Source organism: Enterococcus sp. JNUCC 77 (assembly GCF_054819945.1).
The window spans coordinates 2368962-2388904 of sequence record NZ_JBTHIG010000001.1 but is presented as its reverse complement, the minus strand read 5'-3'; the positions used below and the strand labels follow the sequence as shown (position 1 = coordinate 2388904).

33 protein-coding genes are annotated in these 19943 nt (G+C 38.7%); 32 read left to right on the top strand and 1 reads right to left on the bottom strand.

The features are described from left to right. The first annotated feature begins 12 nt into the window (after nucleotides 1-12). The 32 genes from rplC (at nucleotide 13) to truA (ending at nucleotide 17164) form a co-directional block, all read left to right on the top strand. Complete coding sequence (gene rplC, locus ACVWNY_RS11580) at nucleotides 13-642, top strand: 50S ribosomal protein L3 (protein WP_218326537.1); 630 nt, start codon at nucleotides 13-15, stop codon at nucleotides 640-642. A gap of 27 nt (nucleotides 643-669) precedes the next feature. Continuing rightward, complete coding sequence (gene rplD / locus ACVWNY_RS11575; protein WP_218326536.1) at nucleotides 670-1293, top strand: 50S ribosomal protein L4; 624 nt, start codon at nucleotides 670-672, stop codon at nucleotides 1291-1293. Then, the gene (gene rplW, locus ACVWNY_RS11570; protein WP_218326533.1) at nucleotides 1293-1580 is read left to right on the top strand and encodes a 50S ribosomal protein L23; all 288 of its coding nucleotides are present in this window, start codon (nucleotides 1293-1295) and stop codon (nucleotides 1578-1580) included. Before rplD ends, rplW begins: the two co-directional genes overlap by 1 nt. 36 nt (nucleotides 1581-1616) lie before the next feature. Then, nucleotides 1617-2450, top strand: coding sequence for a 50S ribosomal protein L2 (rplB, locus tag ACVWNY_RS11565; RefSeq protein ID WP_218326532.1), 834 nt, complete (start codon nucleotides 1617-1619; stop codon nucleotides 2448-2450). A 42-nt stretch (nucleotides 2451-2492) separates the two neighbouring features. Continuing rightward, nucleotides 2493-2771 carry a 30S ribosomal protein S19 gene (gene rpsS / locus ACVWNY_RS11560; RefSeq protein ID WP_010782058.1) on the top strand — a complete coding sequence of 93 codons (279 nt, stop codon included), beginning with the start codon at nucleotides 2493-2495 and terminating at the stop codon, nucleotides 2769-2771. Nucleotides 2772-2792: 21 nt separating this feature from the next. Then, the gene (gene rplV, locus ACVWNY_RS11555) at nucleotides 2793-3140 is read left to right on the top strand and encodes a 50S ribosomal protein L22 (RefSeq protein WP_218326530.1); all 348 of its coding nucleotides are present in this window, start codon (nucleotides 2793-2795) and stop codon (nucleotides 3138-3140) included. Nucleotides 3141-3153: 13 nt separating this feature from the next. Continuing rightward, nucleotides 3154-3810 carry a 30S ribosomal protein S3 gene (gene rpsC / locus ACVWNY_RS11550; protein ID WP_218326529.1) on the top strand — a complete coding sequence of 219 codons (657 nt, stop codon included), beginning with the start codon at nucleotides 3154-3156 and terminating at the stop codon, nucleotides 3808-3810. 2 nt (nucleotides 3811-3812) lie between these two features. Further along, nucleotides 3813-4247 carry a 50S ribosomal protein L16 gene (gene rplP, locus ACVWNY_RS11545; RefSeq protein ID WP_218326528.1) on the top strand — a complete coding sequence of 145 codons (435 nt, stop codon included), beginning with the start codon at nucleotides 3813-3815 and terminating at the stop codon, nucleotides 4245-4247. After that, nucleotides 4237-4428, top strand: a complete 192-nt coding sequence (rpmC, locus tag ACVWNY_RS11540) for a 50S ribosomal protein L29 (protein WP_218326527.1) — start codon at nucleotides 4237-4239, stop codon at nucleotides 4426-4428. The genes rplP and rpmC overlap by 11 nt, the downstream gene beginning before the upstream one ends. Nucleotides 4429-4449: 21 nt before the next feature. Beyond that, on the top strand, nucleotides 4450-4716 hold the full coding sequence (gene rpsQ, locus ACVWNY_RS11535) for a 30S ribosomal protein S17 (protein ID WP_218326526.1): 267 nt from the start codon (nucleotides 4450-4452) through the stop codon (nucleotides 4714-4716). A 53-nt stretch (nucleotides 4717-4769) separates the two neighbouring features. Then, nucleotides 4770-5138, top strand: a complete 369-nt coding sequence (gene rplN / locus ACVWNY_RS11530; RefSeq protein WP_218326525.1) for a 50S ribosomal protein L14 — start codon at nucleotides 4770-4772, stop codon at nucleotides 5136-5138. A 35-nt stretch (nucleotides 5139-5173) separates the two neighbouring features. Next, nucleotides 5174-5485, top strand: coding sequence for a 50S ribosomal protein L24 (rplX, locus tag ACVWNY_RS11525; protein ID WP_218326523.1), 312 nt, complete (start codon nucleotides 5174-5176; stop codon nucleotides 5483-5485). Nucleotides 5486-5511: 26 nt separating this feature from the next. After that, nucleotides 5512-6051, top strand: coding sequence for a 50S ribosomal protein L5 (gene rplE / locus ACVWNY_RS11520; protein ID WP_218326522.1), 540 nt, complete (start codon nucleotides 5512-5514; stop codon nucleotides 6049-6051). A gap of 18 nt (nucleotides 6052-6069) precedes the next feature. Then, nucleotides 6070-6255, top strand: coding sequence for a type Z 30S ribosomal protein S14 (locus ACVWNY_RS11515; RefSeq protein ID WP_218326520.1), 186 nt, complete (start codon nucleotides 6070-6072; stop codon nucleotides 6253-6255). Between the two features lie 34 nt (nucleotides 6256-6289). Beyond that, nucleotides 6290-6688, top strand: a complete 399-nt coding sequence (gene rpsH / locus ACVWNY_RS11510; protein ID WP_218326518.1) for a 30S ribosomal protein S8 — start codon at nucleotides 6290-6292, stop codon at nucleotides 6686-6688. A 30-nt stretch (nucleotides 6689-6718) separates the two neighbouring features. Continuing rightward, entirely contained in the window at nucleotides 6719-7255 is a 537-nt protein-coding gene (gene rplF / locus ACVWNY_RS11505; protein ID WP_218326517.1) for a 50S ribosomal protein L6, read from the top strand. Nucleotides 7256-7300: 45 nt separating this feature from the next. Further along, on the top strand, nucleotides 7301-7666 hold the full coding sequence (rplR, locus tag ACVWNY_RS11500) for a 50S ribosomal protein L18 (RefSeq protein WP_343214720.1): 366 nt from the start codon (nucleotides 7301-7303) through the stop codon (nucleotides 7664-7666). Between the two features lie 21 nt (nucleotides 7667-7687). After that, on the top strand, nucleotides 7688-8188 hold the full coding sequence (gene rpsE / locus ACVWNY_RS11495) for a 30S ribosomal protein S5 (RefSeq protein ID WP_218326514.1): 501 nt from the start codon (nucleotides 7688-7690) through the stop codon (nucleotides 8186-8188). Nucleotides 8189-8203: 15 nt separating this feature from the next. Continuing rightward, nucleotides 8204-8386, top strand: coding sequence for a 50S ribosomal protein L30 (rpmD, locus tag ACVWNY_RS11490; protein ID WP_218326513.1), 183 nt, complete (start codon nucleotides 8204-8206; stop codon nucleotides 8384-8386). Nucleotides 8387-8418: 32 nt separating this feature from the next. Then, nucleotides 8419-8859: a 50S ribosomal protein L15 gene (gene rplO, locus ACVWNY_RS11485; protein ID WP_218326511.1), complete on the top strand. Its 441-nt coding sequence runs from the start codon at nucleotides 8419-8421 to the stop codon at nucleotides 8857-8859. Further along, complete coding sequence (gene secY, locus ACVWNY_RS11480) at nucleotides 8859-10160, top strand: preprotein translocase subunit SecY (RefSeq protein ID WP_218326510.1); 1302 nt, start codon at nucleotides 8859-8861, stop codon at nucleotides 10158-10160. Before rplO ends, secY begins: the two co-directional genes overlap by 1 nt. Nucleotides 10161-10239: 79 nt before the next feature. Beyond that, nucleotides 10240-10884: an adenylate kinase gene (locus ACVWNY_RS11475; RefSeq protein WP_218326509.1), complete on the top strand. Its 645-nt coding sequence runs from the start codon at nucleotides 10240-10242 to the stop codon at nucleotides 10882-10884. Between the two features lie 177 nt (nucleotides 10885-11061). Further along, nucleotides 11062-11280 carry a translation initiation factor IF-1 gene (gene infA, locus ACVWNY_RS11470; RefSeq protein ID WP_010756460.1) on the top strand — a complete coding sequence of 73 codons (219 nt, stop codon included), beginning with the start codon at nucleotides 11062-11064 and terminating at the stop codon, nucleotides 11278-11280. 33 nt (nucleotides 11281-11313) lie between these two features. Beyond that, nucleotides 11314-11430: a 50S ribosomal protein L36 gene (gene rpmJ, locus ACVWNY_RS11465; RefSeq protein ID WP_034861773.1), complete on the top strand. Its 117-nt coding sequence runs from the start codon at nucleotides 11314-11316 to the stop codon at nucleotides 11428-11430. 19 nt (nucleotides 11431-11449) lie between these two features. Beyond that, nucleotides 11450-11815, top strand: a complete 366-nt coding sequence (gene rpsM, locus ACVWNY_RS11460; protein WP_218326508.1) for a 30S ribosomal protein S13 — start codon at nucleotides 11450-11452, stop codon at nucleotides 11813-11815. Nucleotides 11816-11838: 23 nt separating this feature from the next. Then, complete coding sequence (gene rpsK, locus ACVWNY_RS11455; RefSeq protein WP_218326507.1) at nucleotides 11839-12228, top strand: 30S ribosomal protein S11; 390 nt, start codon at nucleotides 11839-11841, stop codon at nucleotides 12226-12228. A gap of 85 nt (nucleotides 12229-12313) precedes the next feature. Further along, the gene (locus ACVWNY_RS11450; protein WP_218326506.1) at nucleotides 12314-13252 is read left to right on the top strand and encodes a DNA-directed RNA polymerase subunit alpha; all 939 of its coding nucleotides are present in this window, start codon (nucleotides 12314-12316) and stop codon (nucleotides 13250-13252) included. 26 nt (nucleotides 13253-13278) lie between these two features. After that, nucleotides 13279-13659, top strand: a complete 381-nt coding sequence (gene rplQ / locus ACVWNY_RS11445) for a 50S ribosomal protein L17 (RefSeq protein WP_218326505.1) — start codon at nucleotides 13279-13281, stop codon at nucleotides 13657-13659. A gap of 253 nt (nucleotides 13660-13912) precedes the next feature. Beyond that, nucleotides 13913-14749, top strand: a complete 837-nt coding sequence (locus ACVWNY_RS11440; RefSeq protein WP_218326504.1) for an energy-coupling factor ABC transporter ATP-binding protein — start codon at nucleotides 13913-13915, stop codon at nucleotides 14747-14749. Beyond that, nucleotides 14725-15588, top strand: coding sequence for an energy-coupling factor ABC transporter ATP-binding protein (locus tag ACVWNY_RS11435; RefSeq protein WP_218326502.1), 864 nt, complete (start codon nucleotides 14725-14727; stop codon nucleotides 15586-15588). The genes ACVWNY_RS11440 and ACVWNY_RS11435 overlap by 25 nt, the downstream gene beginning before the upstream one ends. After that, complete coding sequence (locus tag ACVWNY_RS11430; RefSeq protein WP_218326727.1) at nucleotides 15578-16378, top strand: energy-coupling factor transporter transmembrane component T family protein; 801 nt, start codon at nucleotides 15578-15580, stop codon at nucleotides 16376-16378. Before ACVWNY_RS11435 ends, ACVWNY_RS11430 begins: the two co-directional genes overlap by 11 nt. A 33-nt stretch (nucleotides 16379-16411) precedes the next feature. Then, entirely contained in the window at nucleotides 16412-17164 is a 753-nt protein-coding gene (truA, locus tag ACVWNY_RS11425) for a tRNA pseudouridine(38-40) synthase TruA (protein ID WP_454071403.1), read from the top strand. A 4-nt stretch (nucleotides 17165-17168) separates the two neighbouring features. Here the strand turns inward: truA and ACVWNY_RS11420 are convergent, their stop codons facing one another. Beyond that, complete coding sequence (locus ACVWNY_RS11420) at nucleotides 17169-19766, bottom strand: YfhO family protein (protein WP_218326499.1); 2598 nt, start codon at nucleotides 19764-19766, stop codon at nucleotides 17169-17171. Nucleotides 19767-19943 lie beyond the last annotated feature (177 nt).

Below are 19943 nucleotides of genomic sequence, written 5' to 3'. Positions count from 1 at the left end.
GGAGGTGTAATCATGACCAAAGGAATCTTAGGGAAAAAAGTGGGAATGACACAAATCTTTACAGAATCTGGCGAACTAATTCCGGTAACTGTTGTTGAAGCAACACCAAACGTAGTTTTACAAGTAAAAACTATGGAAACAGACGGTTACGAAGCTGTGCAATTAGGTTACCAAGATATGCGTGAAGTTTTGTCTAACAAACCTGCGAAAGGTCATGTTGCAAAAGCAAACACGGCTCCTAAGCGCTTCATCAGAGAATTCAAAGATGTTGAGCTAGGAGACTATGAAGTAGGACAAGAAGTGAAAGTTGATACTTTCCAAGCTGGAGACATCATTGATGTTACCGGAACGACTAAAGGTAAAGGATTCCAAGGCGTTATCAAACGTCACGGACAAAGCCGCGGCCCAATGGCCCACGGTTCTCGTTACCACCGTCGTCCTGGATCTATGGGTCCTGTTGCACCAAACCGCGTGTTTAAAAATAAAAAATTAGCTGGTCGTATGGGCGGCAACCGCGTAACAATTCAAAATCTTGAAGTTGTTCGTGTGGATGCTGAACGTAATGTTATCTTAGTTAAAGGTAATGTACCAGGCGCGAAAAAATCATTAATCACTATCAAATCTGCTGTTAAAGCAAAATAATTGTTAAAGGAAAGGAGGAACTAAGGGATGCCAACTGTAGCATTATTTAAACAAGATGGAACTCAAAATGGAGACATCACTTTAAACGAAGAAATCTTCGGTATTGAACCAAATGAAAGTGTTGTTTATGATGCAATCATCATGCAACGCGCTTCATTAAGACAAGGAACACACGCTGTGAAAAATCGTAGCGCAGTATCAGGCGGTGGCCGTAAACCATGGCGCCAAAAAGGAACTGGACGTGCTCGTCAAGGTTCAATCCGTTCACCACAATGGCGTGGAGGTGGCGTTGTATTTGGACCAACACCACGTTCATACAGCTACAAACTTCCTAAAAAAGTTCGTCGCTTAGCAATTAAATCTGTCTTATCAGAAAAAGTTGCTGAAAATAACTTAGTTGCTATCGATGCATTGAGCTTCGAAGCACCAAAAACCAAAGAATTTAAAGAAGTGTTAGCTAACTTATCAATTGACGCTAAAGTATTGGTAGTTGTTGAACCTGACAATGAGTTCGCTCAATTATCAGCTCGCAACATTCCAAACGTAGCAGTTGTAACTTCAGATAACGTAAGTGTTTTAGACGTTGTTTCTGCAAGTAAAGTCTTAGCAACACAAACTGCTCTTACTCAAATTGAGGAGGTGCTTGCATAATGGAATTATTAGACGTAATCAAACGCCCAGTTATCACTGAAAAATCTACTTTAATGATGGATGATAAAAAATACACTTTTGAAGTAGACGTACGTGCTAACAAAACATTAGTGAAACAAGCAGTAGAAGCTGCTTTTGATGTGAAAGTTAAAAACGTGAACATCCTAAATGCGAAACCAAAAGCTAAACGTGTTGGCCAATATCAAGGCTTCACGAAAAAACGTCGCAAAGCAGTTGTGACATTAACAGAAGATTCTAAAGACATTCAAATTTTCAGCGCTGAATAAGCCTGAAAAAAATCTCATTATAGGAGGGACATAGACGTGGCGATTAAAAAGTACAAACCTACCACAAATGGCCGTCGTAACATGACAAGTTCTGATTTCGCTGAAATCACTACTTCAACACCGGAAAAAACATTGTTGCAACCATTGAAAAACAATGCCGGTCGTAACAACAACGGTCGTATTACTGTACGTCATCAAGGTGGCGGTCATAAACGTCAATACCGTGTCATCGATTTCAAACGAAATAAAGATGATATTGTTGCTAAAGTTCAAACGATCGAATATGATCCGAACCGTTCAGCAAATATTGCATTAGTTCATTATACAGACGGAGTAAAAGCTTACATTTTAGCTCCTAAAGGCTTAGAAGTTGGCATGACTGTCGTTTCTGGACCTAACTCAGATATTAAAGTAGGTAACGCATTACCACTAGAAAACATTCCAGTTGGTACAGTTATTCACAATATCGAAATGAAACCTGGCAAAGGCGGACAATTAATCCGTTCTGCTGGTACAAGTGCACAAGTACTTGGTAAAGAAGGTAAATACGTTTTAGTTCGTTTGAACTCAGGCGAAGTTCGTATGATCTTAGCAACAGCTCGTGCAACAATCGGTTCTGTTGGTAATGAACAACACGAATTAATTAACATTGGTAAAGCTGGCCGTTCTCGTTGGATGCGCAAACGCCCAACAGTTCGTGGTAGCGTAATGAACCCTAACGATCACCCACATGGTGGTGGTGAAGGTAAAGCTCCAGTTGGACGTAAAGCACCAGTATCTCCATGGGGTCAACCTGCATTGGGTTACAAAACACGTAATAAAAAGGCTGCTTCAGACAAACTTATCGTTCGTCGTCGCAAAACTAAATAATTACATTGACCGTGTGTCGTATATTTTGAGAGGAGGTACACCATGGGTCGTAGTTTGAAAAAAGGACCTTTCGCGGATGACCATTTAATGAAAAAGGTCGAAGCGCAACAAGGTGTTGAAAAGAAAAAAGTTATTAAAACTTGGTCTCGTCGCTCAACAATTTTTCCTAATTTTGTAGGATTTACTATTGCTGTTTATGACGGACGCAAACATGTACCAGTTTACATCCAAGAAGATATGGTTGGACATAAATTAGGTGAATTTGCACCATCTAGAACTTATCGCGGACATGCTGCTGACGATAAGAAAACAAGACGTTAATTTTGAGGGGAGGAAATCATCATGGCAGAACAAATTACATCAGCTAAAGCAATTGCGAAAACAGTTCGCACTTCTCCTCGTAAATCTCGTTTAGTTATCGATCTTATCAGAGGAAAAAGCGTAGCAGAAGCAATTTCAATTTTAAAATTCACGCCTAACAAAGCGGCAGGAATTATTGAAAAAGTTTTAATGTCTGCAGTTGCTAACGCAGAAAATAACTTTGACTTAGACGTTGAAAACTTAGTGGTATCAGAAGCATTTGTAAATGAAGGACCAACAATGAAACGGTTCCGTCCAAGAGCAAAAGGTTCAGCATCACCAATTAACAAACGTACAAGTCATATCACCGTAGTAGTATCAGAAAAATAAGGAGGTATAATCAGTGGGTCAAAAAGTTAATCCTATCGGAATGCGTGTAGGCATCATCCGTGATTGGGATGCTAAATGGTATGCTGAAAAAGAGTATGCCGAATTTCTACACGAAGATTTAAGAATTCGTAAATTCATCGCGTCAAAACTTGCTGATGCTTCTGTGTCGACAGTTGAGATCGAACGTGCAGCAAATCGCGTGAACGTTTCAATCCACACAGCGAAACCTGGTATGGTTATCGGTAAAGGCGGATCTGAAGTTGAAAACTTACGTAAAGAATTAAACAAACTAACTGGCAAACGAGTTCATATCAATATTATTGAAATCAAAAAACCAGATTTAGATGCAAAATTAGTCGGCGAAGGAATCGCACGTCAATTAGAAAACCGTGTGGCATTCCGTCGTGCACAAAAACAAGCTATTTCTCGTACTATGAGATCAGGCGCTAAAGGAATCAAAACACAAGTTTCAGGTCGTTTAAACGGTGCTGATATTGCGCGTTCTGAAGGCTATTCAGAAGGAACTGTTCCTTTGCATACATTGCGTGCCGACATCGACTACGCTTGGGAAGAAGCAAACACAACATACGGAAAACTAGGAGTTAAAGTGTGGATTTATCGTGGAGAAATTCTTCCAACTAAAAAAAACGCTGAGAAAGGAGGGAAATAATCATGTTAGTACCTAAACGTGTAAAACACCGTCGTGAATTCCGCGGAAAAATGCGTGGGGAAGCTAAAGGCGGTAAAGAAATCGCATTTGGCGAATACGGTTTGCAAGCGGTAGATTCTCATTGGATCACTAACCGTCAAATCGAAGCTGCCCGTATCGCAATGACTCGTTACATGAAACGTGGTGGGAAAGTATGGATTAAAATTTTCCCTCACAAATCTTATACTGCCAAAGCAATTGGGGTACGTATGGGTTCTGGTAAAGGGGCTCCTGAAGGCTGGGTATCACCAGTAAAACGCGGTAAAATCATGTTTGAAGTTGCCGGTGTTCCTGAAGAAGTCGCTCGCGAAGCATTACGTCTTGCTTCTCACAAATTACCAGTTAAAACTAAGATCGTAAAACGTGAGGAAATGGGTGGTGAATCGAATGAAGGTTAAAGAAATCAGAGAATTAACCACTGCCGAAATGCTTAATCAAGAAAAGCAATTAAAAGAAGAATTGTTTAATTTAAGATTCCAATTAGCAACAGGTCAATTGGAAAACACTGCACGTATTAAAGAAGTACGTAAATCGATTGCACGCATTAAAACTGTATTGCGTGAACAAGCTGACAAATAGTGGAAGGAGGCCTTTTCTCGCATGACTGAAGAAAGAAATCAACGTAAAGTTTATCAAGGTCGCGTGGTTTCCGACAAAATGGATAAAACCATCACTGTTGTCGTAGAAACACAAAAGAATCACCCAATCTATGGTAAACGTATGAAATATTCAAAAAAATATAAAGCGCACGATGAAAACAATGAAGCAAAAACTGGCGACATCGTGAAAATCATGGAAACTCGTCCATTATCAGCAACTAAACGTTTCCGTCTAGTTGAAATCATTGAAAAAGCAGTGATTATCTAATCATCGAGATTTTCCTATAGATGTTCTTTTAAATCTGAAAGGAGGATACACTTGTGATCCAAACAGAAAGTCGTTTAAAAATTGCGGATAACTCAGGTGCCCGCGAAATTTTAACTATTAAAGTTCTTGGCGGATCTGGCCGTAAAACTGCTAACATCGGTGATATTATCGTTGCTACGGTTAAACAAGCAACGCCAGGTGGGGTTGTCAAAAAAGGTGAAGTCGTTAAAGCCGTAATCGTTCGGACTAAAACAGGCGCTCGTCGTGCTGATGGTTCTTACATTAAATTTGATGAAAATGCAGCTGTTATCATTCGTGATGACAAGAGCCCAAGAGGAACACGTATCTTTGGACCTGTCGCTCGTGAATTACGGGAAGGCAACTTCATGAAGATCGTTTCATTGGCACCAGAAGTACTATAATTGGAACTTTTAACCAAAGGAGGTGCGCAACAGTAATGTTCGTTAAAAAAGGCGATAAAGTAAAAGTTATTTCTGGCAAAAGCAGAAATAAAGAAGGCGTCGTATTAGAAGTCTTTCCTAAATTAGACAAAGTCGTTGTTGAAGGCGTCAATGTCGTGAAGAAACATCAAAAACCTTCTCAAACTTCCCCTCAAGGTGGAATCGTTGAAGTAGAAGCGCCAATCCATGCATCAAACGTTCAAGTAATCGATCCTTCAAACGGTGAAGCTACTCGCGTAGGATATAAAGTGGTTGACGGTAAAAAAGTCCGTTTTTCTAAGAAAACCGGCGAAGTTATCGATAAATAAAAAGCTAAGAAAGGAGGACTTCTTAAATGAACCGCCTAAAAGAAAAATATTTAAATGAAATTACACCATCATTGATGGAAAAATTTAACTATAATTCAGTAATGCAAGTTCCTAAAGTTGAGAAAATCGTTGTCAACATGGGTGTTGGCGATGCGGTATCAAACGCAAAAAACTTGGACAAAGCTGTTGAAGAATTAGCTTTGATTACTGGTCAAAAACCTATTATCACAAAAGCTAAAAAATCTATCGCTGGTTTCCGCTTGCGTGAAGGTATGCCAATCGGTGCGAAAGTAACACTACGTGGAGAAAGAATGTATGAATTCTTAGACAAATTAGTGTCTGTATCACTTCCACGTGTACGTGACTTCCATGGTATTAGCAAGAAAGCCTTCGATGGCCGTGGTAACTACACTTTAGGTGTGAAAGAACAATTAATCTTCCCAGAAGTTGATTACGATAATGTTGATAAAGTACGTGGTATGGATATCGTTGTCGTTACAACTGCTAACACTGATGAAGAATCTCGTGAATTATTATCACAACTTGGAATGCCATTCCAAAAATAATCAAGGAGGCGAAATAAATTGGCTAAAAAATCAATGATTGCTAAAAACAAACGCCCTGCTAAATTCTCAACTCAAGCATATACTCGTTGCGAACGTTGCGGACGTCCACATTCAGTTTATCAAAAATTTCATCTTTGCCGTATTTGCTTCCGCGAACTTGCCTATAAAGGTCAAATTCCCGGCGTGAAGAAAGCTAGCTGGTAAAAACAACAAGCGCAAAAAGGAGGTAAATAGTTCAATGGTCATGACAGATCCAATTGCAGATTTCTTAACTCGCATTCGTAATGCCAATATGGTAAAACACGAAGTAGTTGAAGTACCTGCTTCAAAAATTAAACATGACATCGCCGAAATCTTGAAAAAAGAAGGTTTCGTCCGTGATGTTGAATATATCGAAGATGACAAACAAGGCATGATCCGTGTATTTCTTAAATACGGTAAAAATGACGAACGTGTTATCACAAACTTAAAACGTATCTCTAAACCAGGCTTGCGTGCTTACGTTAAAGCTGACGAAGTGCCAAAAGTATTAAATGGTTTAGGTATCGCGATTATCTCTACTTCTGACGGTGTAGTCACTGATAAAGAAGCGAGATCTAAAAATGTGGGCGGCGAAGTGCTAGCTTACGTTTGGTAATTCTATAAAATTACAAGGAGGTGTCTTTAAGTGAGCCGTATTGGTAATAAAATTGTCGTTTTACCTGCAGGAGTTGAAGTAACTCAAAAAGGTAATGACGTAACTGTTAAAGGTCCTAAAGGTGAATTAACTCGTACGTTCTCTTCTGATATTACAATGAATATCGAAGGTAGCGAAGTGACATTTACTCGTCCTGATGACAGCAAAGAAATGAAAACAATCCACGGAACAACTCGTGCCAACTTCAACAACATGGTAGTTGGTGTATCAGAAGGGTTCCAAAAAGCTTTAGAATTAATCGGGGTTGGGTACCGTGCACAATTACAAGGATCAAAACTTGTTTTAAGCGTTGGTTACTCACATCCAGTCGAAATCGTAGCACCAGAAGGAATTACGATTGAAGTTCCGGCAAACACTCAAGTAGTGGTTAAAGGTTCAGATAAAGAAGTAGTTGGTGAAGTTGCAGCGAAAATTCGTGGCACTCGTCCACCAGAACCATACAAGGGCAAAGGTGTTCGCTATGTTGGTGAATATGTACGCCGTAAAGAAGGTAAAACTGGTAAATAGTAGGTCGTACCTACAACATGCGGCTTAGGCCAGCTTAAATTAGAGGTGAAAATTGTGATTACAAAACCAGATAAAAACAAAACACGTCAAAAGCGCCACATGCGTGTACGTAAACAAATCTCTGGTACTGCTGAGCGCCCACGCTTGAACGTTTTTCGTTCTAACAAAAACATCTACGCGCAATTAATTGATGACGTAGCGGGTGTAACGCTAGCAAGTGCCTCTGCCTTAGATAAAGATATTTCAGGTGGAAACAAAACAGAACAAGCAAGTGCAGTTGGTAAATTATTAGCTGAACGTGCTATTGAAAAAGGTATTAAAGTCGTTGTCTTTGACCGTGGTGGATACCTTTACCATGGCCGCGTACAAGCTTTAGCTGAAGCTGCTCGTGAAAATGGACTAGAATTTTAGGGAAAAGGAGGAATACCATTCATGGTTTATATCGATCCAAAACATTTGGAATTAGAAGACCGCGTTGTTTCGATTAACCGCGTAACTAAAGTTGTTAAAGGTGGACGTCGTTTACGTTTTGCTGCTTTAGTCGTTGTTGGCGATAAAAACGGACATGTTGGCTTTGGTACTGGTAAAGCACAAGAAGTACCTGAAGCAATCCGTAAAGCAATTGAAGATGCTAAGAAAAACCTTGTGGAAGTACCAATGGTTGGTACAACACTTCCTCACGAAGTCATCGGAGTATTTGGTGGCGGACGCATCTTGATGAAACCTGCAGTAGAAGGTTCTGGAGTTGCGGCTGGTGGACCAGTTCGTGCCGTACTAGAATTAGCAGGTGTTGCTGATGTAACTTCTAAATCTTTAGGTTCAAACACACCAATTAACGTTGTGCGTGCGACAATCAAAGGTTTAACAGAATTGAAAAAAGCAGAAGATGTAGCACAATTACGTGGCGTCTCTGTTGAAAACTTTGCAAGATAAGGAGGACGAAAAAACATGGCTGAATTAAAAATTACTTTAAGACGATCAGTGATTGGACGTCCTCAAAACCAACGTGACACTGTTAAAGCGTTGGGTCTTGGAAAAGTGAACTCTACAGTTGTAAAACCTGCCAATGATGCAATCAAAGGTATGGTTAACACTGTGTCTCACTTAGTGGACGTAGAAGAAGTTAAATAAAGTGAAATTTTGAACTAAGGAGGTGCCAATCAATGAAACTTCATGAATTAAAACCAACAGAAGGTTCACGTAAAGTGCGTAATCGCGTTGGACGTGGTACTTCATCTGGTAACGGCAAAACAGCTGGACGCGGTCAAAAAGGACAAAACTCTCGTTCAGGCGGTGGCGTACGTTTAGGATTCGAAGGTGGACAAACACAATTATTCCGTCGTTTACCAAAACGTGGATTTACTAACGTAAATCGTAAAGAATATGCTGTTGTTAATTTAGATGTATTAAATCGTTTTGAAGACGGTGCTGAAGTAACACCTGTTGCTTTAGTTGAGGCTGGTTTTGTGAAAAACGAAAAAGCTGGAATTAAAGTCTTAGCTAATGGCTCATTAGAGAAAAAATTAACAGTTAAAGCTGCGAAATTCTCTAAAGCTGCCGAAGAAGCAATTAAAGCAGCTGGTGGATCAATCGAGGTGATTTAATGTTCAAGCTTTTAAAGGATTCTTTCAAAGTTAGAGACATTCGATCACGGATCTTTTTCACTATCATCATTTTATTAGTTTTTAGACTTGGTGCACAAATTACGGTACCTGGAGTAAATGTTAGTGGTTTGCAACAATTGAGTGATTTACCATTTTTCAACATGTTGAACTTGGTTAGTGGTTCAGCGATGCAAAACTTCTCAATTTTCTCAATGGGTGTTTCACCATATATCACCGCATCAATCGTGATTCAATTATTACAAATGGATATCGTACCAAAATTTGTTGAGTGGTCAAAACAAGGGGAAGTTGGTCGTAAAAAGTTAAATCAGGCAACGCGCTATTTAACTTTAGTATTAGCTTTTGTTCAGTCTGTTAGTATTACAGCTGGTTTTAACTATTTCGCATCTTATGGTTTCGTACCCGAACAAAATGTTCAAACATTTGTAACAATTGGAGTTATTCTAACTGGCGGAACAATGTTTGTTACCTGGTTAGGAGAACAAATCACCGATAAAGGGATCGGTAACGGTGTTTCAATGATTATCTTTGCGGGGATCATTTCTCGATTGCCAGAAAGTATTCAGGAAATTGCGGAACGTTACTTTATTAATATTGATCAAAGTGATTTATGGAAATCAATTATTTTTATCGCAGTCTTATTGATCGCGATTATTGCAATTGTCGTATTTGTAACTTTCTTTCAACAAGCTGAAAGAAAAATCCCAATTCAATATACTAAACAAATTGTCGGTGCGCCTACTAGCAGTTATTTACCATTAAAAGTAAATGCCGCTGGTGTTATCCCTGTTATCTTTGCCAGCTCGTTTATTGCAACTCCCAATGCAATTTTGCAAGCTTTAGCAAGTAGTTATCAAGCAGAAGATTGGTATTCAGTATTGCAAGACTTATTTAGTTACAATACAGTACCGGGTGCGACGATTTATACAGTTCTGATTGTTGCTTTTACTTTCTTCTATGCTTTTGTTCAAGTGAACCCTGAGAAATTAGCGGAAAACTTGCAAAAACAAGGAAGTTACATCCCTAGTGTAAGACCAGGTAAAGGAACAGAAGAATATGTATCATCTATTTTAATGCGACTAAGTGTAGTCGGAGCATTGTTCTTAGGATTAATTGCTTTACTACCAATCATTGCACAAATGGTTTGGGACTTACCTCAATCAATTGGTTTAGGTGGTACCAGCTTATTGATCGTAGTGGGGGTTGCATTAGAAACAGCAAAACAATTACAAGGACTTATGTTGAAACGACGTTATGTTGGTTTCATGGACGAAGACTAAACGGCATTGTTGAGGATTTCCTCAACGTCCGTGGTCTCTTCTTAAATAAATTCTTTGAAACAATCTAGGAGGGAATGCAATGAACCTCATCTTAATGGGGCTGCCAGGTGCAGGTAAAGGAACACAAGCAGAAAGAATTGTTGCTACATACGGTATTCCACAAATTAGTACTGGAGACATGTTCCGGGAAGCAATTAAAAACGAGACTGCTCTCGGTTTAAAAGCTAAATCATTCATGGATGCAGGCGATTTGGTTCCAGATGAAGTAACAAACGGCATCGTAAAAGAGCGTCTAGCGCAAAAAGATACTGAAAAAGGTTTCTTGTTAGATGGTTTTCCTAGAACATTAGATCAAGCAGAAGCTTTAGAAGCTATGTTAAAAGATCTAAACAAAAAAATCGATGCTGTAATTGAAATTCAAGTTGCAGAAAAAGTCTTAATCGAACGACTTGCCGGTCGTTATATGTGTCGTAATTGTGGCGCTACTTATCATAAAATTTTCAATCCAACAAAAGTTGAAGATACTTGTGATCGTTGTGGTGGCCATGAGTTCTATCAAAGAGAAGATGACAAACCTGAAACTGTTAAAAATCGTTTAGCAGTAAATATGGAAGCTAGTGCACCAATTTTAGACTTCTATAAACAAGCAGGGTTGTTACATTCGCTTGATGGTGACCGTGACATTGACGAAGTCTTTAGTGACGTAGAAAAGATTATTGGTTAATAATTTGACTACCGACTTGAAATGCAGTTTTTCTTGCCAAGTTCGTTAATTTGTGATAGACTATGTCAGTCCGACTTCTGGCTTTACAGAAGTAACGTCAAGAATTAAGGTGGGAACTGCAGGTTTCCGCCATTTTATCGTGTGAAAATGCGAAACAATAACAAGGAGGTACTCTGCGTGGCAAAAGATGATATGATCGAAATCGAAGGGACAGTCGTCGAAACTTTGCCGAATGCAATGTTTAAAGTCGAACTAGAGAATGGACATGAAGTTCTTGCTCACGTTTCTGGAAAGATTCGAATGCACTACATTAGAATTCTGCCTGGCGACAAAGTGACTGTGGAACTTTCTCCGTACGATTTGAGTCGTGGTCGCATTACCTATCGCTTTAAGTAAATTGTACTCCGTAAAACTTCAGGAGGTATTATCATGAAAGTAAGACCATCAGTAAAACCAATGTGTGAACATTGTAAAGTAATTCGTCGTAAAGGACGGGTTATGGTGATTTGCTCAGCAAATCCAAAACATAAACAACGTCAAGGATAATTTGGAGGTGTAATTAAGTATGGCTCGTATTGCAGGAGTAGATATTCCTCGTGAAAAACGCGTAGTAATTTCTCTTACTTATATTTACGGTATCGGAAATACTACTGCTAAACAAGTTTTAGCCAACGCTGGCGTGTCTGAAGATGTTCGTGTTCGTGATTTAACGAATGAACAAGAAGACGCTATCCGTGCTGAAGTTGATAAATTAAAAGTTGAAGGGGATCTTCGTCGTGAAGTGAACTTAAACATTAAACGTTTGATGGAAATCGGTTCATACCGTGGTATCCGTCACCGTCGTGGTTTGCCAACTCGTGGACAAAACACTAAAAATAATGCGCGTACCCGTAAAGGCCCAGCAAAAGCTATTGCAGGTAGAAAAAAATAATTAGTGAAGGAGGTTAAATCTTCATGGTAGCAAAAAAAGTTAATCGTAAACGCCGTGTGAAAAAGAATATCGAATCAGGTATTGCTCATATTCATTCGACTTTTAACAATACAATCGTCATGATTACCGATGCTCAAGGAAATGCTTTAGCATGGTCTTCTGCCGGTGCATTAGGCTTCAAAGGAAGCAAAAAATCTACACCATTTGCTGCACAAATGGCTGCTGAAACAGCATCTAAAGCTGCAATGGAACATGGTTTGAAAACTGTTGATGTAACTGTTAAAGGACCTGGTTCTGGTCGTGAAGCAGCTATTCGTTCATTGCAAGCAACTGGTTTAGAAGTAACAGCAATTCGTGACGTAACTCCAGTGCCTCATAATGGATGCCGCCCTCCAAAACGCCGTCGTGTTTAATGAGTGCCCCAATACATGAGTTTGATTTACCGGAAAACGTCATTGAACAAGACACTTTTCGTTTTGAAAGGGGTAAAAACTAAGAATGATTGAATTCGAAAAACCAAGAATCACAAAAATTGATGAAGACAGAGATTATGGCAAGTTCGTTGTTGAACCTTTGGAAAGAGGTTATGGCACTACCTTAGGTAATTCTCTACGTCGTATTCTACTTTCTTCTTTACCGGGTGCGGCTATTACCAATATCCAAATTGATGGTGTGCTTCACGAATTCTCCACTATCAAAGGTGTTAGAGAAGACGTCGTACAAATCATTTTGAATATTAAAGGCCTAGCTTTGAAATTATTCGCTGAAGAAGAAAAAACCCTTGAGATCGATATTACTGGACCAGCTATCGTAACTGCCGGCGATATTATCGTTGATAGTGACGTTGAAATCTTAAATAAAGATTTGTATATCTGTACTGTTGCTGAAGGCGCGACTTTCCATGCTCGTCTAACAGTAAGACCTGGTCGAGGCTATGTTCAAGCAGACGAAAATAAAAAAGAAGAAATGCCAATTGGCGTTCTTCCAGTCGATTCTATCTATACGCCTGTACGTAAGGTCAACTATCAAGTTGAAAATACTCGGGTTGGTCGAAGAGATGATTTTGATAAATTAACGATGGAAATTTGGACTGATGGTTCAATCATCGCCCAAGAAGCATTGTCTCTAGCTGCGAAAATTCTTACTGAACATTTAGACATCTTCGTAAATCTTACTGATGAAGCGAAAAATGCCGAAATCATGGTAGAAAAAGAAGAAACGCAAAAAGAAAAAATGTTAGAAATGACCATTGAAGAACTTGATTTGTCTGTACGTTCATACAATTGTTTGAAACGTGCTGGGATCAATACGGTTCAAGAATTAACTAACAAGTCTGAACCAGAAATGATCAAAGTTCGTAACTTAGGCCGTAAATCACTTGAAGAAGTGAAAGCCAAATTACACGATCTTGGATTAGGACTACGTAAAGACGATTAATATTGTAACAAAGGAGGGAAACCTACGTGAGTTATCGTAAATTAGGACGCACATCTAGCCAACGTAAAGCGATGTTGCGTGATATCACAACTGACTTAATTATCAACGAACGTATCGTTACGACTGAAGCTCGTGCGAAAGAAGTTCGTTCAACAGCTGAAAAAATGATTACTTTAGGCAAACGCGGGGATCTTCATGCACGTCGTCAAGCAGCACGCTTTGTACGTAATGAAGTCGCTGATGTTCGCGAAGAAAACGACGATATCGTTGTAGAAACAGCGCTACAAAAACTATTTTCAGATCTTGGACCTCGCTATGCAGATCGCCAAGGTGGATACACTCGTATCTTGAAAACAGAACCTCGTCGCGGCGACAACGCCCCTATGGTAGTTTTAGAATTTGTATAATCACTCTTCACTTTATAGATGATTCAATTAGAGTGTTATGATGTTGGAGAAGATTCTCCGAGTCTAGCTCAGATCTGCTCCTCATGTATTTGAGGAGCAGACACTCTCATCATAAAGTGTTTTTTTATACCTAAATGATATGTCTTGACATTCAGTATAAAAAAGCATTTTAATAAAAAGCCGACTACTTGATTGAAAATAGTTGGCTTTTTTGCTAGTCTAAGAACAGATTTAAAAAGGATAAGGTGCTGTAATGGAGCCAATTATTGAAATCAATCAAATTGAATATAGTTATCAAGAAGATTTACCTACAGCTTTAAAAAATGTTAGTCTTTCGATTGAAAAAGGCGAGTGGCTAGCCATCGTTGGTCATAATGGGTCTGGGAAATCAACGTTAGCCAAAACAATTAACGGTTTACATCTGCCACAAAAGGGCGAGGTTAAAGTTGGTGGTATGTTGCTCTCAGAAGAAAATGTCTGGGATATTCGAAAAATGGTGGGGATGGTGTTTCAAAATCCTGATAACCAATTTGTTGGGGCGACGGTGGAAGATGATGTTGCTTTTGGACTAGAAAATCAAGGTATTCCTCGAGATGAAATGTTGATTCGAGTCAAGGATGCTTTAGAAACTGTTAAGATGTCTAAATTTGCAACACGCGAACCTGCCAGATTGTCCGGTGGTCAAAAGCAACGGGTAGCCATCGCAGGTGTTGTTGCTTTGCGCCCTGATATTATTATTTTGGATGAAGCAACTAGTATGTTGGATCCAGAAGGTCGGCGGGAAGTGATTGAAACCATTCACCAGATCAAAGAAGAAAGTAATTTAACGGTTATTTCGATTACCCATGATATTGACGAGGCAGCCTCTGCAAGTCGTATATTAGTTATGCAAAAAGGCGAGTTAGTTCAAGAAGGAACTCCTGAAAAAATTTTTTCTGAAGGCCCACGTCTGGTGTCATTAGGATTAGATTTACCATTTCCTGAAAAATTAAAAGCAGCTTTAAAAGTGCGAGGCATTCAGGTACCAGAAAGCTATTTAGATGAAGAAGGGATGATGAACTGGTTATGGACATCCGTTTTGAAAAAGTAAGTTACGTTTATCAACCAAATACACCCTTTGAATCTCGTGCTTTATATGATATTGATTTAGAGATTAAAGAAGGTTCTTATACAGCATTAGTCGGTCATACCGGTAGTGGGAAATCGACACTCTTACAGCATTTGAATGTTTTATTAAAACCAACTGAGGGTGTCGTTAATATTGGTGATCGTAAAATTACACCAGAGACTGATAATAAGAATTTGAAACCTGTCCGGAAAAAAGTTGGGATTGTATTTCAATTTCCTGAAGCACAATTATTTGAAGAGACTGTGGCTAAAGATATTGCTTTTGGACCACAAAATTTTGGTGTGAGTACAGAAGAGGCACTGGAATTAGCCAAAAAGAATCTTGCTTTAGTTGGTTTAGATGAAAGTTATCTGGAGCGATCACCTTTTGAGCTTTCTGGCGGGCAAATGCGGCGAGTAGCCATCGCAGGTGTGTTGGCGATGGAACCAGAAGTTTTAGTCTTAGATGAGCCAACAGCAGGCTTAGATCCCCTTGGTCGTAAAGAGATGATGGAAATGTTTTGGCGTTTGCACAAGGAAGAAAATATTACCATTGTTTTGGTGACCCATTTGATGGATGATGTGGCAAATTTTGCTGACTTTGTTTATGTTTTAGAAAAAGGTCAAGTGATTGAAGGTGGCTCACCACAAGTTGTGTTTCAAAAAGTTGATTGGTTAAAGGAAAAGCAACTAGGTGTGCCGCAAGCAACGGATTTTGCAGAAAAAATGCAAACAAATGGTACGCACTTTGCTCATTTACCACTGACAGCTGAAGAATTAGCTGATTGGATTGTCGAGGAAGGGGCGAAGAATCGTGGATAAATTGATTTTTGGCCGTTTTATTCCCGGAGATTCTGTGATTCATCGGATGGACCCTCGAGCGAAATTAGCAGGTAGTTTTTATTTTATTGCGATTGCTTTTTTAGCAAATTCTTGGCCTAGCTTTTTATTTTTAGGAGCAGTAGCCATTTCCGGGGTATTGTTATCTAAAATTGATTTACGCTTCTTTTTAAAAGGAGTACGTCCATTAATTTGGTTAATCATTTTTACAGTTGCCTTACAGATGTTGTTTACGCGTGGTGGTACTATTTATTGGTCGTGGGGTATATTTAGTTTGTCGCAATATGGCGTTCAAAATGGTTTGTTCATTTTTTGCCGCTTTATGCTGATTATTTTTACTTCTACCTTGGTGACTTTAACTACACCGCCGTTATCGATGTCAGATGCGATCGAGTCATTATTAAACCCGTTAAAAAAAATTCACGTACCGGTGCATGAAATTGCTTTGATGTTATCGATTGCTTTGCGTTTTGTGCCCACTTTAATGGATGAAACGGAAAAGATTATGAATGCCCAGCGTGCTCGTGGAGTGGATTTTGGTGCCGGAAGTATTATTCAAAAGATTAAAGCGATTGTGCCATTACTGATTCCTTTGTTTGTTTCTAGTTTTAATCGTGCCGAAGAATTAGCTACGGCAATGGAGGCGCGTGGATATCGTGGTGGCGAAGGTCGGACAAAATATCGGCGTCTAAAATGGGGCAGAAATGACTCTATTTTGGTAGTTATATTTGCAATCGTTACAGTTGGTTTATTATTTTTACGGAAGACTTAGCGTTTACTAAGTCTTTTTTTATGAGGAGAATTTATGAGATATAAAGCGATTATTGCCTATGATGGAACCAATTTTAATGGCTTCCAACGACAACCAAATGGACGAACTGTCCAAGAGGAGTTTGAAAAAACTTTGCAGAAAATTAATCACGGGGAACCGATTATGATTCATGGTTCTGGTCGAACAGATGCAGGTGTTCATGCTTTAGGACAAGTGATTCATTTTGATTATGACGATCCGCGTCCGCTGGAAAAGCTGCGTTTTGCTTTAGATACACAAACACCAGACGACATTGCGGTGCGCTCGGTGGAGCGTGTGGCGGAGGATTTTCATGCCCGTTATCATGTGGTAGAAAAGACGTATCATTACAAAGTACAAATTCAAAAACCACGTAGTCCTTTCAGAAGATATTACGCCGCTTACTATCCTTATCCTTTGGACTTGGAAAAAATCCGTCAGGCATTACCAGCTTTGCTAGGAACCCATGATTTCACTTCTTTTTGTGCTTCCGGTAGTTCAGTTGAAGATAAAGTACGCATGATTTATCAAGCTGATCTGGAAGTTAATGGGGATGGCACTGAACTGACTTTTATTTTTCGAGGTAATGGTTTTTTATATAAAATGATTCGCATTTTGGCAGGTACTTTGCTGAAAATAGGGAATGATCGTTTAGCAGTAGATAGTATACCAGTAATTATTGCCAAAAAAGATCGTAATGCAGCTGGACCAACTGCTCATCCAGAAGGACTTTATTTAGCAGAAGTAAAATATGCAGAAAATCCGTAAAGCGTTAAGCTCTACGGATTTTTTTTGGTCGTTTTAAGAATAGATAGAGAATGAACAGGGTTAGTGAAGCCAAACTAATAAGTATTCCTGGAATAAGTCCCGTTGGTAGATAACTAAAGGTTATTTCATGCTGACCTTTTGGTACATGGATACTTATAAAAGCATCTTGGAAGGCTTTTATTTTAGTTTCTTTGCCATCAATTTTGGCTGTCCAACCTTCATCGTATGGTATCGTAGTGACTAATGTTTGGGCTTGATTGATATCAACGGAACCACTGGCACTGTGTTTACCGACTTTTAAATCAACGCCATTTTCTTTTATTTGATCAGTAGCAAATTGGAAAGCCATCGTGTCTAAAGCTAAAACTTGTGGGCTTTGGAAACTTACCGATTTAGTACCGGAAAAACTGGCAGTGAAAGTCACGTTGGTTGCGTTTTGATAGTAGCCAAGATCATAGTATTGACCGGTAATATTTATTTGGGCTTCACGAGTTTGACCATTGGTAGTCACTGTTGCTGTCGAACTCTCTAAAGCACTAAAATCAGTTGGATATAAGCTTAAATAAGCTTGTGTGTTAGCCGGGACAGAAACTTGATAAGAAACTGATTTAACCCCTTCAGAATCGCCATCAGCGGTAATCGTCGTTGTCGTACCTGCCGTAGATACTTTGGCATTTGACGTACTGATTTCACGCATAGGTAAAAAGGTATAGTAGGTGTAATCAGAACCAGCTAAGGCGTTGTAAAGTTTTGTTTGGGTGCCTAAATTATCATTACTCATTTTCTTCAACTGATCAATTGATGGATCAGCGGTAAAAGCTAAAGGTAAAGCATTTTGATTTTCATATAAAAAATAATCGCCGGAGGCATCTTCTTGAGTGAAACCATATTTACCTAAGTTTTCAGTTTTAGCCAAATTATATTTGATTCCAGTAAAAGCATCCATTAGTAAAGTATTGTTTTGATAACGAATATTTAAGTTGGTTCCTTGTGAACGAAAACCTAATTCGTTTAAATAAGCAGACGAATGACGATTACGAACAGAAGAAAACATGCTGATACCGCTGTAGCCATAATTTAATCCGTCATTTGCGGAAACAGGGTCCAAGTTCTCTAAACGATAAAACGACTGATTTTCAGCCTTGGTTTGATCTACCAGTGTCTTAATTGGTGTTGAAGGCTTAGTATAAAGACTGCGGGAAGCATAATTCCAATCGTCTAAAATCCCTCGCAACATATAATTGCTGTTAATAAAACTTTCGCAAGAAACAATCAGTAATAATAAAAGTGTCACAGTTTTAACCGGGACTTTATTGAAATAGCGTCCTGTAAACACGAGTGCATATAAACCCAAGAAGCAAATCGATAAGATAAAATTATAGGTTTTCAGATAAGTATAGTCTTTGCCTTTAATTCCCCAAAAAATCGAGAAGGCAGCGATTAATAGTAAAAAGATAGCCACCAATTGCAGCACATTTTGCCGATCTAATTTTTCCCAGCCCCAAGCAGCTAGCGTAATGACTAAGAAAGAAAGTAAATAGGCATAGCGAAATAAAAACATATTGGGTGCGTGCATTCCATGCCAAAATAGATTTAACGGAATGATATAAAAACTGGCTACAATTAATCCACCGACTAAGCCATAAAGCACTTTGTTTTTCCAAGGAATCTTACGATTGATAAAGTAAAAAATACATAAAGCTAAAGGTAAGAGACCAATATAAATAAAGGGAATTGAGCCATATTTTGTCGTATCATAGACGCCAATCATATTTTTAGCCAATAAATCAAACCAACTAGTAGCTTCTGTTTTAAAACCACTGATGGTGGTCAGCTGTTCGCCATTGGCACGTAAATCTAAAATGGCCGGTAAAATCATCACCATTGAAGTGCCGCCAGCTAAAAAGGAGGTAATTATATAGGAAACAATACTTTTTTTGTACACTTTAAAATTGGTAAACAAACGAGCCAAATAATACAGAACTGAAAAAATGCCAACCATAAAGCCCATATAATAACTAGTGAGAAATAACATTAAATAGGAAATAAATAATACTTTTGGTTTTTTATCATCCATTAAACGATTGACACCTAAAATAATCAGTGGTAAATAAACAAAGGTATCTAACCACATAATAATTTCAGAATGGGCAATCGCAAAAGACATCAAGGCATAAGTAACACTCAAAGCGACCGTATTCCAATTGCTGAGTTTAAAACTATTCTTGGCATAAAACCAAAAAGCTAAACCAGCGGCACCAATTTTTAAAAGAGTAATAAAATATAACGCATCAGGCATCATATTATTAGGGAAAAAGATCACCAGTGAGGTAAAAAATCCACCTAAATAATAGGATACCAAAGATAAATAGTTTAAGCCTAAAGAGGCATTCCAAGTATAAAAAAAGCCTTGCTTACCTAACAACATATTACGGAAGCTAGCATGAAAGTTTGAAAATTGAGAAAAGGCATCGCTGGCTAAAACACTGCGAGAACTGCCAGGATAGATACCGATGGTTAAATAAGCAATCACCATTAAGCTTAAGGGAATCAAGAAACTCGCCAGCATGTACCAGCGGTTTTCTTTCAGGAATTTCTTCATAATATAAAATCACCATTCTTCTTTCGAATTCTATTCAAATTTTACCATAGAAGATTTTAATTAAGTATGAAGAAGCTGTGAAAATAACTGAAAGTGTAAAACTCTTAAAGAATAATTTCAAAATAAAAAGCCTATGACTGATTGCCACAAGCTTTATGATAATTAATTTTAACGAGT